Source organism: Metallosphaera yellowstonensis MK1 (assembly GCF_000243315.1).
Lineage (GTDB): Archaea > Thermoproteota > Thermoprotei_A > Sulfolobales > Sulfolobaceae > Metallosphaera > Metallosphaera yellowstonensis.
This window is the reverse complement of the sequence record NZ_JH597770.1, coordinates 679,661-698,199: the sequence shown is the minus strand read 5'-3', so window position 1 is coordinate 698,199 and position 18,539 is coordinate 679,661. Positions and strand designations below refer to the sequence as shown.

At 49.7% G+C, this 18,539-nt stretch carries 16 protein-coding genes, 1 tRNA gene and 1 pseudogene; 16 read left to right on the top strand and 2 right to left on the bottom strand.

Annotated elements, in window-relative coordinates; genetic code table 11:
* Window positions 1–31: 31 nt before the first annotated feature.
* From METMK1DRAFT_RS14670 to METMK1DRAFT_RS14605, 14 genes are all read left to right on the top strand, one after another.
* Entirely contained in the window at window positions 32–367 is a 336-nt protein-coding gene (locus tag METMK1DRAFT_RS14670) for a DUF2175 domain-containing protein (protein WP_009075621.1), read from the top strand.
* Window positions 368–471: 104 nt separating this feature from the next.
* Window positions 472–1,248 (top strand): FAD-dependent thymidylate synthase, encoded by a 777-nt coding sequence (gene thyX, locus METMK1DRAFT_RS14665; RefSeq protein WP_009075619.1) that lies wholly within the window; start codon window positions 472–474, stop codon window positions 1,246–1,248.
* 98 nt (window positions 1,249–1,346) lie between these two features.
* Window positions 1,347–1,736 carry an NADH dehydrogenase subunit 3 gene (locus METMK1DRAFT_RS14660; RefSeq protein WP_009075616.1) on the top strand — a complete coding sequence of 130 codons (390 nt, stop codon included), beginning with the start codon at window positions 1,347–1,349 and terminating at the stop codon, window positions 1,734–1,736.
* Entirely contained in the window at window positions 1,736–2,218 is a 483-nt protein-coding gene (locus METMK1DRAFT_RS14655; RefSeq protein WP_009075613.1) for an NADH-quinone oxidoreductase subunit C, read from the top strand. The genes METMK1DRAFT_RS14660 and METMK1DRAFT_RS14655 overlap by 1 nt, the downstream gene beginning before the upstream one ends.
* Before the next feature lie 22 nt (window positions 2,219–2,240).
* Entirely contained in the window at window positions 2,241–3,419 is a 1,179-nt protein-coding gene (locus METMK1DRAFT_RS14650; RefSeq protein ID WP_082230072.1) for an NADH-quinone oxidoreductase subunit D, read from the top strand.
* On the top strand, window positions 3,419–4,477 hold the full coding sequence (gene nuoH / locus METMK1DRAFT_RS14645) for an NADH-quinone oxidoreductase subunit NuoH (RefSeq protein WP_048088151.1): 1,059 nt from the start codon (window positions 3,419–3,421) through the stop codon (window positions 4,475–4,477). Before METMK1DRAFT_RS14650 ends, nuoH begins: the two co-directional genes overlap by 1 nt.
* On the top strand, window positions 4,465–4,974 hold the full coding sequence (gene nuoI, locus METMK1DRAFT_RS14640) for an NADH-quinone oxidoreductase subunit NuoI (RefSeq protein WP_009075608.1): 510 nt from the start codon (window positions 4,465–4,467) through the stop codon (window positions 4,972–4,974). Before nuoH ends, nuoI begins: the two co-directional genes overlap by 13 nt.
* Window positions 4,955–5,455, top strand: a complete 501-nt coding sequence (locus tag METMK1DRAFT_RS14635) for an NADH-quinone oxidoreductase subunit J family protein (RefSeq protein WP_009075606.1) — start codon at window positions 4,955–4,957, stop codon at window positions 5,453–5,455. Before nuoI ends, METMK1DRAFT_RS14635 begins: the two co-directional genes overlap by 20 nt.
* A gap of 2 nt (window positions 5,456–5,457) precedes the next feature.
* Window positions 5,458–5,754: an NADH-quinone oxidoreductase subunit NuoK gene (gene nuoK / locus METMK1DRAFT_RS14630; RefSeq protein ID WP_009075604.1), complete on the top strand. Its 297-nt coding sequence runs from the start codon at window positions 5,458–5,460 to the stop codon at window positions 5,752–5,754.
* A complete protein-coding gene (locus METMK1DRAFT_RS14625; protein WP_009075602.1) occupies window positions 5,755–9,231 on the top strand; it encodes a proton-conducting transporter transmembrane domain-containing protein in 3,477 nt (1,158 codons plus the stop codon). It abuts the gene before it with no gap.
* Complete coding sequence (nuoN, locus tag METMK1DRAFT_RS14620; RefSeq protein WP_009075601.1) at window positions 9,231–10,625, top strand: NADH-quinone oxidoreductase subunit NuoN; 1,395 nt, start codon at window positions 9,231–9,233, stop codon at window positions 10,623–10,625. The genes METMK1DRAFT_RS14625 and nuoN overlap by 1 nt, the downstream gene beginning before the upstream one ends.
* Window positions 10,622–11,647 (top strand): inositol-3-phosphate synthase, encoded by a 1,026-nt coding sequence (locus METMK1DRAFT_RS14615; protein WP_009075599.1) that lies wholly within the window; start codon window positions 10,622–10,624, stop codon window positions 11,645–11,647. The genes nuoN and METMK1DRAFT_RS14615 overlap by 4 nt, the downstream gene beginning before the upstream one ends.
* Window positions 11,648–11,769: 122 nt before the next feature.
* Entirely contained in the window at window positions 11,770–14,082 is a 2,313-nt protein-coding gene (locus METMK1DRAFT_RS14610; RefSeq protein WP_009075597.1) for an HlyD family secretion protein, read from the top strand.
* 68 nt (window positions 14,083–14,150) lie between these two features.
* Window positions 14,151–14,423 (top strand): hypothetical protein, encoded by a 273-nt coding sequence (locus METMK1DRAFT_RS14605; protein WP_009075595.1) that lies wholly within the window; start codon window positions 14,151–14,153, stop codon window positions 14,421–14,423.
* 282 nt (window positions 14,424–14,705) lie between these two features.
* On the opposite strand, the gene METMK1DRAFT_RS14600 is transcribed toward METMK1DRAFT_RS14605, so the two are convergent.
* The gene (locus tag METMK1DRAFT_RS14600) at window positions 14,706–15,284 is read right to left on the bottom strand and encodes an IS607 family transposase (protein ID WP_009075593.1); all 579 of its coding nucleotides are present in this window, start codon (window positions 15,282–15,284) and stop codon (window positions 14,706–14,708) included.
* Window positions 15,285–15,511: 227 nt separating this feature from the next.
* Between METMK1DRAFT_RS14600 and METMK1DRAFT_RS16830 the strand changes: the two are divergent.
* Window positions 15,512–15,676: pseudogene (locus METMK1DRAFT_RS16830) on the top strand (putative integrase); the annotation flags it as partial.
* Window positions 15,677–15,704: 28 nt separating this feature from the next.
* Here the strand turns inward: METMK1DRAFT_RS16830 and METMK1DRAFT_RS14595 are convergent.
* A tRNA-Arg gene (locus METMK1DRAFT_RS14595) sits at window positions 15,705–15,779 on the bottom strand.
* Window positions 15,780–15,908: 129 nt separating this feature from the next.
* Here METMK1DRAFT_RS14595 and METMK1DRAFT_RS14590 point away from each other — a divergent pair.
* On the top strand, window positions 15,909–18,536 hold the full coding sequence (locus METMK1DRAFT_RS14590; RefSeq protein ID WP_009075591.1) for a DNA-directed DNA polymerase I: 2,628 nt from the start codon (window positions 15,909–15,911) through the stop codon (window positions 18,534–18,536).
* Window positions 18,537–18,539 lie beyond the last annotated feature (3 nt).

Sequence of the window (18,539 nt, the reverse complement as noted above, 5' to 3'; positions counted from 1 at the left end):
CTTTATTTTGTATTTAATTGTATCTACTGCGATGAGCAGGGCAGAAACCAAGTGGACGTGTGACTTGTGCAAGAGCAAGATATACTGGGACGAACTGTTTACGTTCACATCAAAGAAGACCGTTGTTCACTACACTTGCTTCAGGGATAAGGCCACTAAGACCGCTAAGTTGGAGCCTAATCAGATGAAAATAATCCTAGATTCACTGGAGGACGAGCTGACTGACATCACGGTATATAAACAGAGAATGTCCTCAAACTTGGAAGAAGACGTGAAGAAAACTTTAGAACAGGCTGAGAAGGACGCCGAAAAGAATGCGGCCCTATTAACCAGATTAGTTGAGAAATTTAGCGGAGTCCTAGACTGATCTTCAAATCATTTTTAAATCTTAGGTGTGTAGGTACATAATTGGCTGGTTCGAAATATTGAGCGGTGAAATTTATCTACATTGCTCTGGGAACCTAATAACTAATGCAAAGGGGGGTATCGACCTTTAGGGTAAAGCTTGTTTCCTTCACTGGGGATGGGGAGAAAGTTGTGGCCATAGCAGCCAAGATGTCTAGGAGTAGGAAGGGGTGGGAACACCACGAGAAAAACATGACCAAGGAAGAGATGGAGACGTGGATCAAGGACTCAATACTGCACGGGTACTGGTCAGTCTTGGAGCACTCCGTTTATACCTTCTCTATAGAGGGCATATCCCGTGTCGCGAGCCACCAGTTGGTCAGGCACAGGATAGCCTCTTATACTCAGATGAGCCACAGGTTCGCCAAGCCGAAGGACGAGTTCTATCAACCAGTCACGCCATCTTGGAGGGACGAGGACGAGTTCAGGAAAGCGTATGAGGACTCGTACAGACACTACCTCGACCTCCTCCAGAGTGGTGTGCCTGAGGAAGACGCCAGGTACGTCTTGCCCAACGGTGTAAACACCAACCTCGTAGTGACCATGAACGCCAGGGAGTTGTACAATTTCTTCGGCTTGAGACTGTGCAGTAGAGCACAGTGGGAGATCAGGAAGGTGGCTTGGCTCATGTTGGAGGAGGTCAGAAGAGTCCACCCTATCCTATTTAGGTTCGCGGGGCCAAATTGTGTGATACATGACAACTTCGTGAGGCCCGAGGATGACCCAGTCACGTTGGATCAGGAGAAGGAGTTCGTTTCCGCGAGGTGCATCGAGGGAGTCCCGAGGCAGGGGATATGGAAGTGCATTCAGAACTCTCGTACTGTTATTGAAAAAGTTAAATAAACCTTCATGGGGCTAATTTTAGTTTTTTAAAGTATATAAACTTAGAGAGATCGTCAAAAGCAAATATTTTATACCTCTTCTAGTGTATCTAACACGGCATGACGCTTGTCCAGGCTTCCTTATCATTCGGTCTCCCCTTCATCTTGGTACTGGCTGGTGGGTACGGGACATATAAACTACTGTCCCTTATAGTCCCGCACAACCCTAATCCCATAAAGAACTCCAGGTTTGAGGCAGGAAACATACCGACTGGAGAGGGCCGTCTATGGTTCCCATTACAGTACTACGGATACCTTCTGGTCTACACCACACTAGAGCCAATTGTGATCATTTTATTCTTGGCTTCCGCAGTACCGTTTTACGGCAGTTCCCTACTATTTAGGAACCTACTTATCGTTGTGGGGTCTTTCCTTGTTATAATGTACCCGATCCTCTACTATACAATAAAACAGGTTGATCAGATATTAAACTGGGAGCTGAGGAGATAATGCAGAAGCCAATTGACGTCTTAAGCCAAGCCCTCCAATCCAAGAAGATCCCAGTCAAGGTTGAGAGTGAGGGCAGGGCCTCCATAGAGGTAGAGAAGAAGGACTTAGTTCAGGTGGCTAAAGTCCTAAAGGATTTAGGTTTCGATCACGTTAAGGCGGTGACTGGAATAGACTATCCAGACCAGGGAAGGATTCAGGTAGTCTATCACGTCTCATCTTACTCGGATGTAAATCTGGCCAAGGTCATCGTAGCTCTGAAGACGTGGACTAACTATAAGGAATTGGAGGTTCCCAGCCTTATGGAAGTCTGGAAGAGCGCGTGGACTGGGGAGAGGGAGACCTACGAAATGTTGGGAGTCAAGTTCTCTGGGAACCCTGATATGAAGAGACTGTTTCTCCCGGAGGACTTCGAGGGGGTTTATCCCCTGAGAAAGAGTTACAAGATTAAGACGGAGGGGTTGTTCGTTGACAGACCAAGCTGAAGAGTTAATGAAGAGCGGTGGGATGGAGATAGACGTCATTCCGGTGAGTGGGGAGTTAAATGTAGGTCCGCAACATCCTGGGTCGGGCCACCTGAGGATATACGTCAGGCTAAATGGAGATATAATAGAGGAAGCTCAGGTGGAGCCCGGATACGTACATAGGGCCGTGGAGAAACTTGGGGAGAACAGAAACTACATTCACTTGATCCCGCTTGTGGAGAGACCTGCCATATTGGATTCGATTCACATGAACCTAGGTTACATAATGGCCGTGGAGAAGATCCTGGGAGTTGATGTACCCGATAGGGCCCAATACTTAAGGAGCTTTGCTGCTGAGATAAGTAGGATCGCTAGTCACCTCTACGGCATGGGAATACTGGCCATCTTCATCGGTCACTCCACCGGCTTCATGTGGGGCTTCGGTGACAGGGAGGTATGGGTTCAGATACTCGAGGCCCTCACCGGAGCTAGGATAACGAATTCTTACGTCATTCCTGGAGGGGTGAGGAGGGATCTAACTCCCACTATAGTCGAGATGACCAGGAAGGCCGTCACGTACATGAGGAGGAAGATCAAGGATTGGGAGAACATCTTCCTGAACAATCCCAACGTTAAGGCCAGGCTACAGGACGTCGGTATAATGACTAGAGAGCAGGCCATAGAGTGGGGAGCTGTCGGCCCAAACCTGAGGGGCTCTGGGGTTTACTACGACGTCAGGAAAGTGGAACCCTATGCTGCGTATTCCAGGTTGGACTTCGAGATTCCTGTGTATAAAGAGGGAGACGGTTATGCTAGGACACTGGTTAGGTTTGAGGAGATCCAACAGAGCTTGAACATACTGGAGCAGATAATAAGGGACATACCCGAAGGTCAGATCCTGAGTGACAGGTTCTTCAAACAGATCCCTCCTACCAGGCTTAAGAAGTGGTGGGAAGGACAACGGAGAGTCGTCATGCCAGGATACTATGCCTCCTTCAGGCCCCCTAAAGGCGAGGCGGTAACCAGAGTCGAGGCGGGTAGAGGAGAACTGCTTTATTACGTCGTGAGTGACGGTTCGGCCAAACCCTACAGGCTCAGGATGATTACACCTTCATATAGGAGTATATATGTAATGCAGAACCTCCTTAAGGGCGTCAGGTATGCTGACCTAGTGTCTATCTACGGTAGTTTAGACTACTTCCCACCGGAGGCGGATCGATGATGAATCTGCTGTTCGATCTAAGATATTACGTACTTTACCCCTCTTTCTTCAACTCAGTGATATACCCAGGTCTCATATTCACTGCCATACTCCTGCTCACCACAATATGGTTCGAAAGGAAGGCAGCAGCCAGGGTTCAGATGAGGGTCGGCCCGTATTACGCATCGAAGCGGTTGGGTGGGTTTATGCAATTGATAGCGGACGCAGTCAAGTTCGTCTTCTCCGAGGTCATCATCCCGGAGGGAGTTAATCCGACCCTCTTTGCGTTGGCCCCCGTACTAGCTGTGGCAATGTCCTTCATCCCACTCTCCATCATTCCAGTCTCGGTAATACCCCCTTCCGGTTCCGTTTTCTCCATATACTTCAGGGACTTCTACGACCCCAACATAGGCATGGGAGTCCTCACTGGACTCTTCGTCCAATATAACATGCTCCTCATCCTTGCCATAGAGTCCATGTATCCGGTGTTCGTCATATTCGTGGCGTGGGTCACCAACAACAGGTTCGCCATAGTCGGGGCTGTGAGGGAATCGTACCTCTCCGTAAGTTATGATGTTCTCCTAATCATGGCGACGCTTTCCATGTCCCTCGAGTATCACACTCTAGACTTAGCGAAAATAGCTCAAAGTGGAATTCCAGGTATACTTGCCAACCCTGTTGCTGCGATAGTCTTCTTCATTGCCATGTTGATGGGCAGTGCCAGGTTCCCCTTTGAGATAGCCGAGGCCGAGACTGAACTCGTGTTAGGGGCATACACAGAATACAGCGGGTTCCTGTTCGTTCTCACCATGGCTGGCTCATATGTGGGAAACCTGGTTTACGCCCTCGTGTTCACGGACATGTTTCTGTGGGGTTGGTATCCCCTCTCTGGTTTCCCTGGGGCCCTCCTGACAGGTCTCAAGGCGTCTATAGTAGTTTTCTTCTCCGTGTTTCTGAGGGCAGTTTACGGCAGGTACAGGATAGATCAGGCCTTGAGGGGAGGGTGGAAGTATCTGCTTCCTCTCACTTTCGTTTCTCTATTCATAGGTTTGGTGGTGGGTTACATATGGATTCCATAAAAATTAAAGAGTATAAGAAGGGAGACTCTTCCCTAAATCTCGTGACTGGTCACCTTAAGGCAGTCGGCACTGGCGTGAAGTACTTCGTTAAGCCTCAGAGGATAACCCTGAAGTACCCAGAGGAGTCCCTGTCCTTACCTACCGGTTATAGGGGGATGATCAGGCTCTATAAGGACGTCTGTATAGGTTGTACCTTATGTGCCATGGTTTGTCCCGCCGACGCCATGAAGATGGCGACAGACCAGGGGAAGAAGTTTCCTACTATCAATTACGGGCGGTGCGTCTTCTGTGGGTTCTGTGTGGACATATGTCCCGTTGATGCCCTCAAGGAGACTGGAGTACATGACGCAGCCTTCTCGAGTAGGAGAGAACTCTTCTTCAGCCCGGACAAGTTCAACCAGGACTTCGATCAACCTCCCGTGGAGCTTCTGGTGAAGAAAGTTAAGGCGGTCATAGATGAGGAGAAGGGGATCAAGTATGTTCCTGACACAGACTGACCTTCAAGATACAATATTCTTGGTTTTTTCAGTTACGGCTTTAGCTTCAGCCTTATTCATAGTGAACTCCAAGAACGTCTTTTATGCGGCTGTCTCCCTTGCTTTCTTGGGACTTTCCATTGCAGTACTCATAGCGGACTTGAACCCGGCAGCCTACTCGCTCTACTCGGTTTTCCACATCATACTCTATGTCGGGGCGACGGTGGTGTTCCTTTCTGTATCCTTGGTCATGTTCAGGGGACTTGAGGTGAGGGAAATCAGGACTCCCTGGGCTCCGGTCATCTCGCTACTTGCTGCGGTTGCCTTTTTCTCGGTCCTGGTCCTCTCCACTTCCAGCATAGCTATCTCAGCCCCTCCCTCACCTGATCTCCAAACGTTGGGTGAGAGGATGATATCTCAGTACTGGTTCCCCGCAATCGTGTTAATCGTTGGCCTCCTGACCACCATGATAGAGGCCATAGCCTTAGCCAGGAGGGATTGAGGATGACTCAGGTTCCGTTCACCTCCGAAATCGCGTTGGTTGTGGCCACAATGTTGGTAGCTGTGGGAGTCTACGGACTCATGAACAGCAAGAACGTGATAAGGGTTCTCCTCTCTTCCGAGATCATATTGAACGCCTCTATCCTCCTGGTCTTCGCAGTTTCCTCCTTAGCTGGGAGGTCTTACACTCCCCTCATTTTCTCCGTGTTCGCTATCGGCATGGCCTTGACTGAGGTGGTTGTCGCGTTCGCCTCAATCATCCTGTACTATAGGCAGAGGGGCACTCTCGAGGTGGATTAAATGATAGGTTTCGTCATGCTCGCGATCTCCCTTTTCCTCTCCTCCTTAGTCTTTTTCCTCAAGGAAAGAAGGGTGTCCGCTTTAGTCTCAGGTGTAGCTATAGGCGTCAACCTGTACTTCATTCTGAGGAGAGGTCTCTACGACACCTTCTTCGTGAGCAACACCATAGGATCCTTCGGCCTAACCGTTAACGACCTCAACTTTGCCTTCATTGTCACGATCCTAGTGGTCACTCTAAGTACGGTTCCCTATTCATTGAGGTACATGGGAGAGAAGTTCCACGAGATGGGTTCAGCTAACTGGGGGCTCTATTTCGGCCTCTACTCCCTGTTCTCAGTGTCCATGCTTTACGCCGTACTCTCCACTAACCTCCTCGAAATCTACATCTTCTTGGAACTGGCCTTAATAACCTCCTTCCTCCTCATCATGCTCTACGGCTACGGAGACAGGCGTAGGATAAGCCTACTTTACTTCATATGGACCCACGTGGGTACTGTGCTACTCCTGGCCTCCATAATAATCATTGGACTTGAGACTGGAACCATGGACATCTACTCCTCCTTTGGCGTGTTCAGGAACTATGGCACCGTTACTTATGCCATCGCTCTGTTTGTTCTGGCGGTGCTGGGCATGATGGTTAAGGGAGCTCAAGCTGGGGTAAACGTTTGGCTACCTTACGCTCACGGTGAGGCACCTACTCCCATCTCTGTGCTACTGAGCCCTAACATGGTGGGTCTAGGGGTATACGTCATAATGATATATTACTACCTGTTCCCAGCCATGTCCTTCCTAGCCCCTATTTTCTTGGGATGGGCCGTCATCACCATGATCTACGGAGGATTGAACGCCTTGGTTCAAAAGGACTTCAAGAGGTTCCTGGCCTACTCCAGTGTCTCCCAGATGGGTTACATGCTACTTGGAGCCTCAATCTCCTTCTTCCTCGGTCTAAGGGGAGATCTAGTTCAAATCCCCTTGGGGATTGTGGCATCCATCTTAGTCTACGTGTCCCACGGTCTCGGGAAGGCCCTACTCTTCATGAGTGCTGGAGCCTCAATAACTGAGCTTCATGAGAGGGACATCTCAAAGTTAGGGGGACTTTACCTAACTTCTCCGACCCACACTACTCTATCCTTCTTCGGCGTGCTGAACATCTTAGGTCTCCCTCCTACTGTGGGCTTGGTGAGCGAGGCACTCCTATTGTTCTCTACTGGTCAGCTCATACAGACCGTCGGCCTGGGTTGGTTCTCGTTGCTGGCCTTAGGACTCTTCATAGCCATAGGCCTATCCTCAGCGTACGCCACCTACCTGTTCAAGAACGTGTACGCAGGTAGGCCTAAGGGAGAGACTGACCTGGATAAGGCGAAGGAATACACCCTACCCATGCTGTCTATCGCTGTCGTCAGCGTACTGCTGTTCCTTTTCCCCCAGGCTGCCGTGAGCTCCCTGAACAACTTCATCACCGTAGTCACAGGACACGCCCTACTCCTCCCCCTCATAGTCCTATTGCCCGCCCTCGGCTCACTGGTGACTTTGGCGACTCCCAGCAAATTGAATCAAGACGTTAGGGGAGGAATATTGGTGGGAACCTTGGCCTTGAGTATGCTCCTATCCTGGCTCAACCTATCACAATCTCTGTCTCAGCCTTCAAGGCTTTTCTTCATTCCATCATACACTTACCAACTCTTCACGTATTTTTCCTTCAGTTCCTCTCTGTTGCAAGCTATCCTGGCAGTTTTCGTCTCGACACTCTCCTTCTTCATCGGTTTGTACAGCGTGGGCTACATGAAGGAGGACAACGTCCTGAGGAGGTATTGGGGTTTCTTCGGATTCTTCGTGAGTTCCATGTTGGCAGTAGTGTTGGCAGACAATGCCCTTCTCTTCATAAGCGGGTGGGAGGGAACTAGCCTGGCGTCATACGGTTTGATAAGCTACTGGCTAGACGATAACGAGAGAAACGTTGTGGGCGATTTCGGGAGGAGGATCTTGGGTGTGGAGTTCCTATCTAAGCCTACGACCTCCGGAATAAGGGCCATGGTGTTCACCAGGGTGGGAGACGTCGGTCTCCTCTTGGGAATGGGCTATCTAATATATCTCACCACAGGAACTCAATATTTTGGTTCCACCCTCCTCTACTCTGGACACGGAGTCTTCGGAGCCCTTCCCTTCATGGTGTCCTCGCCCTTCGGCCTAGCCATGCTCATCCTCTTCTTCCTGGGGGGACTATCCAAGAGCGCTCAGTTCCCCTTCACCCAATGGTTGGTCACGGCCATGACTGGTCCAACTCCAGTGAGCGCCCTGATCCACGCCGCCACGATGGTTAACCTAGGAGCCATGTTGACATTCCTGACCTATCCTTACATCTTCATCCAGATGAATAGTCTCTCCTCGGACGTGTTCTCAGCGAGCTACGGAACCACCCTAATAGCCTTCTTTTCGGTGATGGTCGGCGTGACAATCCTCACAGCCCTCTTTACGAGCCTGAACGCGTTGGTCTCCAACGAGCAAAAGGTGATCTTGGCTAACTCCACTGCTGATCAAATATCGCTCATGATACTCTCTTCATCTTTAGGTGGGCTGTTGGCCATAATAGACGGGAACCTTATCTACCTCTTTTCAGGCATAGCAATAGGCCTCTTCCAGATGGTAGCCCACGGCATATACAAGGCGAGCCTCTTCATGAATGCCGGCTCAGTTATACACTACACCGAGAATAGATACGTAGGCTCCACTCCATGGCTTTACAGGAAGCTATGGTTAGTGTTCGTCCTCCAGTTAATAGCTGCACTCAACCTAGCTAACGTTCCTCCGCTCATAGGCTTCTGGGCCCACTCCTTCATATCCTATCTCACCTCTTGGAACCTCTCCCTAGACTACCTTTACCTGGTGTTGGAATTCCTCGGAGCTATTTACATCGTCAGGTACGTGGTCAAGACGTTCCTCTGGGGATCCAAGGGAGAGGAAGGGGAGCACGGACACGGAGTTCACCCCCTGATGTATCTATCTCCCTTGGTGTTAGTACTGGCCTCAGTCCTAATGGGCGTCGTGAGCCCAAGTTTAGTAGTCTTCCTCTCCACTCACTTCTTTGCCAAGGGATTCCAGTTCGACACCACAGAACTGATCCTCTCGGTGATAGGAATACTCATAGCCTTCGCAGTCTTTCTCAGGGGGACAGACTTGGGGAAAGTTCAGGCACTCAGACCAGTCATAGATTTCCTGTACTACGGGTGGTATATCTATCCACTCCTAGATAGGCTAGGCGTCGAGCTGTATAACGGTTCCTGGGCAGTTTATAGGGGGTTTGAGCACGGAGTCATAGATGTGGGACTCAACGTGAAGTTACCCTCCGCGTTAATAAACGGCGGAACCAAGTTCTTCAAGGACGTCCAGACAGGCCTCCTGAGGGATTACGTGGGGCTCTACGTTGTTGGGCTCATACTCCTCATGGTAATTGCCCTAGTGATAATAGGGGTGATCTGATGTTACCTCAGTTCTACTTACCTGTAGTAGTCCCCTCGCTCCTGTTGGTGTTTTCTTCCATTGCTGTGCTCTACATGGATAGAGGCACACAGTCCAGTTATAACCACGCCCTTTACCTCACTTACGCCTCCCTGTCCGTGTCACTCCTGTCCTCTGTGCTGTTCCTAACCTTGGGCTTCTACGGCTATTCGCTATTCTCCAACTCCCTGTACCTGGACAAGATAGGATACCTCCTGACGATAGTGGCCCTGGTCGGCTCGCTCATAGCCCTTAGGGGTATGAGCAATCACATGGAAACGTGGAGAACTAGGTCGTCTGTACTATCCCTTGTAATGCTTACAGACCTGGGAATAATGTATATGGCGTTTGCCCTCAACGTGCTGGTAATAATCACAGGCTGGGGAATTTCCTCAGCAGCTACGTACGCCATAACCATGCTCAGGAAGGACAGGAGATCAGTGGAAGCAGGCATTAAGTACCTGATATTGGGATTGATATCCTCTTCGTTCATGATCCTCGGCTTCGCCTCGTACGTCGTTGGAACTGGGTCACTCTCCCTGAGTTACTCCTCTCCGCTCTACCCTGACCTTTTGGTCCTAGGAGTGGCTCTGCTAGCCATAGCGTTCCTGTTCAAGCTGGGGGCATTCCCATTTCAGGGATGGTTACCTGACGTCTATACCATGGCCGACAGGGAGTCTATTTCCTTCGTCTCCAGCGTGGGCAAATTGATAGGCGCAGTGCCATTGCTGAGGATTCTAACTCTAGGGGATCCTACCACCCAGGAGGTCCTGAGCGTCCTAGCGGTATTTTCGATCATCTCCATTCTGAGCATGATAATCGGCAATATTGTTGCGTTCTCGAGGACGGATGTGAGTTCCATCCTATCCTTCAGTAGCATTGCTCAAGCAGGCTTCATCCTGATAGGTTTCGCCGTGATCCAGATAAACGTCAAGGTCGCTGAGGTAGGTATATTCACTCAACTGCTCGCCTACGTTCTGGCTCAAGCAGGCCTCTTCAACTTCCTGGGACACGTAGAGAAGGTATCAGGCACCACGGACCTCAAGGGGCTAAGGGGGATATCCAAGGCTGACAGGACGCTGGCCTTCTCATCCACCATTCTTCTCTTGAGTTTGTTGGGGTTACCCCCTATCCTGGGATTTTGGGGGAAGCTCTTCCTCTTTGAGGCGGCGTACTCCCTACCCTGGTTGGTGGTTATAGGCGTCATAAACAGTGCAGCCTCAGCAGGTTATTACATCCCGGTGATAAGGGAGATGTTCAGGGAGGGAGAGTTCACCAAGGTAGTGTCTGGTGAGAGGGACAGTGTTATATTCTCAGCGATACTCAGTATAATCGTGGGTGTCTTGGCTCCCCTGATACTGGTGATGTTCGGTTGATAAGGGTAGCAGTGGTAGGTGTAGGTAACGTAGCCTCTGCGTTGTTGCAGTCATTGGAGTACTTGAAACAGGGAGGAAAGATATCTGGTCTCCTCGACCTCCCCATCAGGCCTGAGGAGATAGAGGTCGTAGCCGCTTTCGATATTGACGAGAGGAAGGTGGGAAAGAAGCTATCCGACGCCATATTTGAGCCTCCTAATGTCGTGGAAAGGTATGTGAATGTTAAGTCAGACGTGAGGGTCCAGCGTGGCCCCACGAAGGACGGAATGAACGGCTTGCTGGGGACAGTGATTAGGGAGTCCAGAGAACCTCCAGTAGACGTTCCCTCGGTTTTGAGGTCCGAGGGGGTTGAAGTGCTAATTAACCTCTTACCCACGGGGGTAGAGGAGGCAAGCGAGTATTACGCTGAGAGCGCTCTAACGGCTAGGTCGTCTCTAATTAACGCCTCTCCTGCTCCGCTGGTTGAGAAGATGTCAAATAAGTTCGCCTCGTCTGGTCTCCCACTCCTGGGTGATGACCTCATAAGCCAGATAGGAGGGTCGGCCCTTCACGCTGGTCTCATAGACTTCCTCAATAGGAGAGGAGTGAAAGTCATCAGGTCCTATCAGGTCGACATCTCTGGAAGTACGGAAACCCTCATAACCTTAGAGGAGTGGAGGAAAGACCTGAAGAAGAGGATAAAGTCCTTCTATATCTCCAGTACAACGGACGGAATAGAGGTTGTCGCTGGAACCTCGGACTACGTTCCTTTCCTTGGAGACAGGAGGTTCAGTTACATAACAATAGAGGGTGAATACGCCATGGGGGCTAGAGTGAAGATAGATATATCCATGAAGAGCCTGGATGGTCCCAACGCAGTCCAGCCTTTACTCGATCTCATAAGGATAGCCAAACTCATGAGGGATAAGGGATTAGGAGGATCGCCCCAGGAGGTGTGCTCCCATTACTTTAAGGGTTATCCTAGAAGGTTATCTGGGGACACCAAGTCCCTCCTGTTTTCTTACTTAGAGGGGCTAAAGTGATGAGTGAACCCCGGCCTGATCTGTGATGGTTCCGTGTGAGGGCTGATTGCACTGCTTTCCTAGATCGAAAATTTGGGTAAATCCTTTTAAAAGGGGGTAAGTTAGGTGCCGTTAGATGTGATATGGACGGTAAGACAGTTGGATTCTCCGTGGCCATAATCATCCTATTGGTCGCATCAGTAGTAGGTTTTTATGAATATACAACAACCTCATCATCCCTTTCGTCAATACAGAGCTCATACATGAATCTTCAGTCACAGGTAGCTCAACAGAACAAGACCATACAGTCCCTAAACGCCACATTACAGATGTATAAAGCTCAGCTCTCTTCGGCAGAGGGCAATGCCTCAAACTACCAGAAGCTCTACAACATGTATCTAGCTATGTTCCAACAGGCAGAGCAGAATTATACCATGTACAAGGCACTGTATCAGGCTCTTCTGCAACAACAGGCAACTGGGGGAGCGTCCTATAAGGAAGGGGCTGCCCTGGACACGGTGTTCAAGTTCTGGGACGGTATAGCGATAGAAAACCCGAGTGACGTAACTCCGTTCCTTTCTACGAACTTCTCGGCCCAGGTCGAGGGAGTTCCCTTCCCTGGCTCGTACAGCTTTAGTACCTTCAACACCACGTGGTTAGCTCAGTTCTTCGGAAACTACGAGACGGTCTACTTCTATACCACTGCTCTTCCTACAGTGACTTCCGTGAACAACAACACCTATCAAGTCAACGCAGTCGTTCAGTACTTCGTTGCTCCCACTAACGATCCCATACTCCTGCAAGTTTTTAACGCATCAGTTACTCTAACTGTGCAGTTTATTCAAGGACAACCACTGATCACTAAGATGGTCTGGATGGGTAACGAGGTACCACCCTCTGCGGTGATAGCTGGGTATCCTTCACAACACTCGCTGGCCGAGTGGACAGTCCTCTCCGAGTTCCTATCTGAGGTTAACGGTATGGGCGCCGAGTTTCCTCCCTCTACCATAGCTCAGTACTTCTCTCCCTCCGCGACCCTCCAGATAGAGGGACAACTGCCGCCTGTGTTCAAGCCAGGGAACTACACTGGAATCTCTAATATAGAGAGCGTCTTCAACACCTGGGACAGCTACTTCATATTCGCATTGACCTATTCCCAGAACCTCTTGCCCAACGGAACTGCTGTGCCCCCAGGAGTGAAGGTAGTGATGAACCCCACCAGTCCAGGGACGGCTATGGTCGTAGCCAACGTAACTCCATTCTTCGGTTTCGTCAATCAAGGTCAGCCTGGTTTCCCCAACATATATGACCTACACATAGCCATGACGACCTATTTCACGTATAACGCTACCACAAGTATGTGGCAGATAACCAAACAGGTTTGGAACGTCAGCGAAGTCCCTACACTCAGCGACACCATGTTCTATAACCTCAACACCCCCACCTTCAAGGTCATAGGAGAGCAGACAGTGACCGTGAACGCGTCCAAGGGAGCTATCCTACAGGTAGGCCCGGTCACTACCATATTGAGGCCAGGCACGTATGCAGAGTTGCCCTCAGGCAACTTAAGCTCGCTGTACAACTTCTCCTTGATACTCTTCAGCGTACAGGCGGTCCCCTCGCCCGCTCCAGATTACAACAACTTGACCCCAACATACGCCTTCGCATTTGCCATAAATGGTCAAATATCTCCAGCCTACTCCCTCGTGAACAATTCCAAGGGCGCAGATCCGGCCATAACAGTCGTGTGGGCCCCTGACACATGGACGAGCTGGACCTGGTTCGGCGGGAGCTTCAACGGTACTACATACGTGGGTGGAAGCTACAAGTTCGTTGACCATTGGCTATACGGAAACGGTGTTATGGTCAACCTCCAATTCTTCAAGCCTGTGCTATGGGTGTTTGAGGCAGGGATGACTCCACAGGGGACTCCTGCTCCCGCCTCTACCGTAATGCAGTCCACAGTGTATGGACTGACCCCAGTTAATGCCTACTCTGAGGTCATAAATTCTCAACAGGGAGGTGTGATAGTTGCGGGAGACATGGTCGTAGTAGTTCAGCCTGGTACTACCATAAGCACCCCAGTGGGAATACTCAACCAGTACAACTTCTCGGTCGTGTTCTACGATCCGCAGAACGTGACCTCTCCAGCTCCTGGTCAGGTACCCTTCCTAGTCTTCGCCTATGCGGTCAATGGTAACGTTACCTTCTCCTACACTGCCTCCAAACCTTTCATTACTATCATCATGACACCTAGCCAGGGAGCACAGATGTGGACGTGGGGAAGCAGGAACGGTATGAACACCTACCTGTTCCATGATCCAATACTAGTGGGCAACGGGATAGTGATCAACCTGTCGTTCTTGAAGCCTGTGCCCTGGGTGTTAACTCTACCTGAGATGGTGAGCATACCCTCTTCTGGGACAAGTTCTGGAGGCTATGGAGGCTATTACTAGAGATAAGGGATTTTTTAGCCCTTTTCAAGTTACCTCATTTTTATTAACTAGTGTAAGAATCTCTAATTATGAGTTTTAGAGAGGAATCCGATAGTTTCCTGATTGAGGTACCTGGGTTCCCCTCTCCAGTGAAAGTTAGGAAATCGGACGTGGTGGAGATTAAGGAGGAGATGCCTCCTGGAGACCTGTGTAGGCTCGTGGAAGAGCTCCACTCCAAAGGTGTAATAGTTGCCGGTTCCACATTGGACGGCAAGGTCACCTTCTATAAGGTGAAGAGCGGCAAGAAGTGTATCAAGCTCACCTTGAGGGACGGTAGAGTAATGTATGTAGGGAAAGATTAGCGGAGCAAGGGAAACGGATGAGGGAAAGTGGTATAACTGATGACCAATAACCACTACCCTATGATTTCAATGAGGATAATGATCAGGAGCGGGCATTAGGTTACGTACCAGGAGTATCCTTACTATTCGGTGGATCCTTATCCCCGAACTAGGTACGGAACTGGGGCTAACGCTTTTTGTAGTAAGGTCTTATAGCTCTCTAGTAACATCCCGCTCTCCTCCCCCTTTTAGTTCTTCAGGGAGTACGTTAGGTAGACGTACTCCTCCTCTGGTGTAAAGTTTCTAAGTCTTAATTTCCTCGACGCACTTCCTCACCTTCTCATACTTGTGACTCCCCATTCCTTGCAATTTCTCGCTGAACGATACCAAGATGGAGGTTAGGTCCTCTATCAACTCTTGTTCTGGTGTTTTGTCTTCCTTGTTTAGCGCGACTATTTCACAATTGTGTGCTCTGCATACTTCCTCCACTATCTCGAAGCCGAACCTCACCAGCCTGTCCGGGTAGGCTATGATCACTTTTGATACCTCGTTGTTAAGTATCATTCTCAGCAACTTGAGGAACCCCCTCCTCTTCACGTTCAATCCAGATCCTACATCAGTTATCACTTGGTCGTATTCCTTTACTTGCTCCTCAAGGTACTTAACTTGGTTTGCCAACTCGTCCTTTTGCGATGACACTCTAGCGTATAATACTACTTTCCTCTTCCTAACAATCCCCATTAACTTTTCCACGTCCTCCTCCCTGAACCTCCACTTCCCAGTTTCTAGTACTACTGGTTTTATGTATCCCTTCTTAACATATTCTCTGAGTGTTGCATAGGATATTCCTAAGCGTTGGCAGACTTCCTTAGGTCTTAGCATCGTATAAAAGCTTGTGATGAAATAATATAAACTTTACGGTCTATCGGAAACTGTTGACAACGGCGTGAGTTTTTAGTTAGCGAAGAATTCCTCAAATCGCTTTGAATTTTTCGTATAAATGAGGAATCTTTGCCGTCTTATTTCAATTCGACATGAATCATGGCAAAAACTGACGGGTTGCCAACGCTTATAAACGCGTTTTGGCAACTATAATACTAAGCGGTAAAATGGGCGATAAGCAACGTAGATATAAGTTCGGAGATTATATATTGAGGGAAAGAAAAGGTCGGTATTATGTCTATAAGTTGGAAGCGATAAACGGTGAGGTAAAAGAGCGTTACGTAGGGCCTTTAGCTGACGTAGTCGAAACTTACGAAAAATTGAAAAATAGCAGTGGGGGTGTGGGGGTAACCCCCACTACGGACCCGCCGGGATTCGAACCCGGGACCACGGGCTCCGCAGGCCCGCACTCTATCCTGGCTGAGCCACGGGTCCTCTCCCTCTCTCGGCTACTCTGAATTTAAATTTAAGAGCTTCATCTGATAGTCCTTTCCCCGACTATAATCTTCTCTATATCAAGATAGCCTCAAGGTTTAAAGAATTTTACCCATAATCTATTGGTATATGGCCAGACAGCTAACCCTAGGCGACTTTTCAGCTTTAAAACTAGAGCATAGACAGGAGCAGGGGAGGGAAAAGGAAGAGGAGCAGCCTCAGAAGGGGAGCGTGGAGGTGAGGAGAGCTAAGCCCAGAGTGGAGCTCAGACAGGCCCAGGAGGGAAGGAGATATTTCCTGCTGGCAGTGGACTATGACGGGAAGGCCGGAAAGGCGGTGTGTAAACTTTACGATCCTGAGAATCAAGAGCTGGCCGTCCATTACGATAACACCGGACACAAGTCTTACTTCCTGGTGGATCTGGAGCCAGAGCAAGTTAGGAAGAACCCGAAGATCGTGAAGCACGAGTCCTTTGAGAGGATCGAGACCGTAATCAAGGTCGACCCTTATACTGGGAGGAAGATCAAGCTGACCAAGATAGTGGTGAAGGACCCTTTGGCGGTGAGGACTCTCAGGGAACTTGTCCCGAGAGCTTACGAGGCCCACATTAAGTACTTCAACAATTACATATACGACTTCAATCTGATCCCAGGGATGCCATATACCATCTCCAAGGGGAGACTCGTTCCCCTAAACCCACAGGTCGACGTGAAGGAGGTAACCGAGGCCTTCAATGATTCTGACGAGTTAACCCGTGAGATGGCCGTCGATTGGGCACCCCTCTTCGAGTCAGAGATACCCTCAGTTAAGAGGGTGGCCCTAGACATAGAGGTTTACACTCCCATGATGGGAAGAGTTCCAGATCCGATTAAAGCCGAGTTCCCCATAATCAGCGTCGCCCTCGCTGGAACTGATGGATTGAAAAAGGTCTTGGTCCTCACCAGGGAGGGTTTCTCCCACGGGAAGAACATGGGAGAAGTGGAGGTGGAATCGTTTGACTCCGAAAGGGAACTTCTCCGGAGGCTCTTTGAGATCATCTCCAATTACCCCCTCGTGTTGACCTTCAACGGAGACGATTTTGACGTGCCTTATCTATATTACAGGTCCCTCAAACTAGGCCTCATGCCCGAGGATGTTCCGTTCGACTTGGGGTCTAGGGACACCAAATTCCTGCACGGATTTCACGTAGATCTCTACAGGTTCTTCTTTAATAAGGCCGTGAGGAACTACGCCTTTGAGGGTAGGTACAGCGAGTATAACCTGGATACTGTGGCTCAGGCTCTCCTTGGGATCTCTAAGGTAAAGCTGGACGATTCCATAGGGGCAATAGACACCGCGAAGTTGATTGAGTATAACTTCAGGGACTCTGAGATAACGCTGAACCTCACTACTTTCCAAGGAGAACTTGTCTGGAAGTTAATAGTACTGTTTTCCAGGATATCCAAGTTGGGGATAGAGGAGCTAACCAGGACTGAGATATCAGCTTGGGTGAAGAACCTATACTATTGGGAACACAGAAAGAGGGGCTGGCTGATCCCCCTGAAGGAGGAGATAACGGAGAGGACCTCTAAACTGAAGACCTCAGCTGTCATAAAGGGGAAGGGGTACAAGGGGGCAATGGTAATAGACCCACCAGTCGGGGTTTTCTTCGACGTTACTGTCCTGGATTTCGCCTCCCTGTATCCCTCCATCATAAGGAACTGGAACCTGAGCTATGAGACCGTGGACGTAAAGGAGTGTAAAAAGTCGGACGAGGTGAAGGACGAGGAAGGTAACGTGCTCCACACCGTGTGCAAGGATAGGCCAGGAATAACGGCTGTCATCACTGGATTACTCAGGGACTTCAGAGTCAAGATATACAAAAAGAAGGCCAAGCAGAAAGGAATAGAGGAGGAAAGAAGGACGCTATACGACGTCGTTCAGAGGGGTATGAAGGTGTTCATCAATGCCACTTACGGAGTCTTCGGTGCCGAGACTTTCCCCCTCTACGCTCCTGCGGTCGCTGAGAGCGTAACGGCTCTAGGGAGGTTCGTCATCACCTCCACGGTTAAGAAGGCCGAGGAGATGGGGCTCAAGGTGTTGTACGGCGACACAGACTCGCTCTTCATTTATAAGCCGAGGAGTGAAGTGCTCAAGAAACTCGTGGATTGGGTCAAGGAAGCCTTCGGACTTGACCTGGAGGTGGACAAGAGCTATAGGTACATTGCATTCTCAGGACTGAAGAAGAACTATTTCGGTGTGTTGGAGAACGACAAGGTTGACATAAAGGGCATGTTGGCCAAGAAGAGGAATACACCGGAGTTCCTGAAGGAGGCCTTCAAGGAGGCGAGGGATCTCATGGCTAAGGTTAGGACACCTGAGGAGATGGAGAAGGCCAAGCAGGATCTGACTGTGAAGGTAAAGGAGGTCTACGCTAAGCTAAGGAACAAGGAGTATAACTTGGACGAACTGGCGTTCAGGGTGATGTTAGCCAAAGACCCGAACTCCTATGAAAAGAACACGCCTCAACACGTGAAAGCTGCTAGATTGCTCAGGGAGTTCAACGTACAAGTTCTACCCAGGGACGTGATAAGCTTCGTCAAGGTCAAGGGGAGGGAAGGAGTGAAACCCGTTCAACTGGCCAAGTTGCCTGAGGTGGACGTGGAGAAGTACTACGACAGCGTGAAGAGTACGTTCGAGCAACTCCTAAAGAGCCTTGGAGTGAGTTGGGAGAAAATAGAGTCCACGACGTCCATCGAGTCCTTCTTCTCCAGGTGAGCT

Excerpts from the sequence above, each read along its gene's own strand:
- METMK1DRAFT_RS14670 (WP_009075621.1), top strand. The coding sequence starts at position 32 with ATGAGCAGGGCAGAAACCAAGTGGACGTGTGACTTGTGCAAGAGCAAG.
- thyX (WP_009075619.1), top strand. The coding sequence starts at position 472 with ATGCAAAGGGGGGTATCGACCTTTAGGGTAAAGCTTGTTTCCTTCACT.
- METMK1DRAFT_RS14660 (WP_009075616.1), top strand. The coding sequence starts at position 1,347 with ATGACGCTTGTCCAGGCTTCCTTATCATTCGGTCTCCCCTTCATCTTG.
- METMK1DRAFT_RS14655 (WP_009075613.1), top strand. The coding sequence starts at position 1,736 with ATGCAGAAGCCAATTGACGTCTTAAGCCAAGCCCTCCAATCCAAGAAG.
- METMK1DRAFT_RS14650 (WP_082230072.1), top strand. The coding sequence starts at position 2,241 with ATGGAGATAGACGTCATTCCGGTGAGTGGGGAGTTAAATGTAGGTCCG.
- nuoH (WP_048088151.1), top strand. The coding sequence starts at position 3,419 with ATGAATCTGCTGTTCGATCTAAGATATTACGTACTTTACCCCTCTTTC.
- nuoI (WP_009075608.1), top strand. The coding sequence starts at position 4,465 with ATGGATTCCATAAAAATTAAAGAGTATAAGAAGGGAGACTCTTCCCTA.
- METMK1DRAFT_RS14635 (WP_009075606.1), top strand. The coding sequence starts at position 4,955 with ATGTTCCTGACACAGACTGACCTTCAAGATACAATATTCTTGGTTTTT.
- nuoK (WP_009075604.1), top strand. The coding sequence starts at position 5,458 with ATGACTCAGGTTCCGTTCACCTCCGAAATCGCGTTGGTTGTGGCCACA.
- METMK1DRAFT_RS14625 (WP_009075602.1), top strand. The coding sequence starts at position 5,755 with ATGATAGGTTTCGTCATGCTCGCGATCTCCCTTTTCCTCTCCTCCTTA.
- nuoN (WP_009075601.1), top strand. The coding sequence starts at position 9,231 with ATGTTACCTCAGTTCTACTTACCTGTAGTAGTCCCCTCGCTCCTGTTG.
- METMK1DRAFT_RS14610 (WP_009075597.1), top strand. The coding sequence starts at position 11,770 with ATGGACGGTAAGACAGTTGGATTCTCCGTGGCCATAATCATCCTATTG.
- METMK1DRAFT_RS14605 (WP_009075595.1), top strand. The coding sequence starts at position 14,151 with ATGAGTTTTAGAGAGGAATCCGATAGTTTCCTGATTGAGGTACCTGGG.
- METMK1DRAFT_RS14600 (WP_009075593.1), bottom strand. The coding sequence starts at position 15,284 with ATGCTAAGACCTAAGGAAGTCTGCCAACGCTTAGGAATATCCTATGCA.
- METMK1DRAFT_RS14590 (WP_009075591.1), top strand. The coding sequence starts at position 15,909 with ATGGCCAGACAGCTAACCCTAGGCGACTTTTCAGCTTTAAAACTAGAG.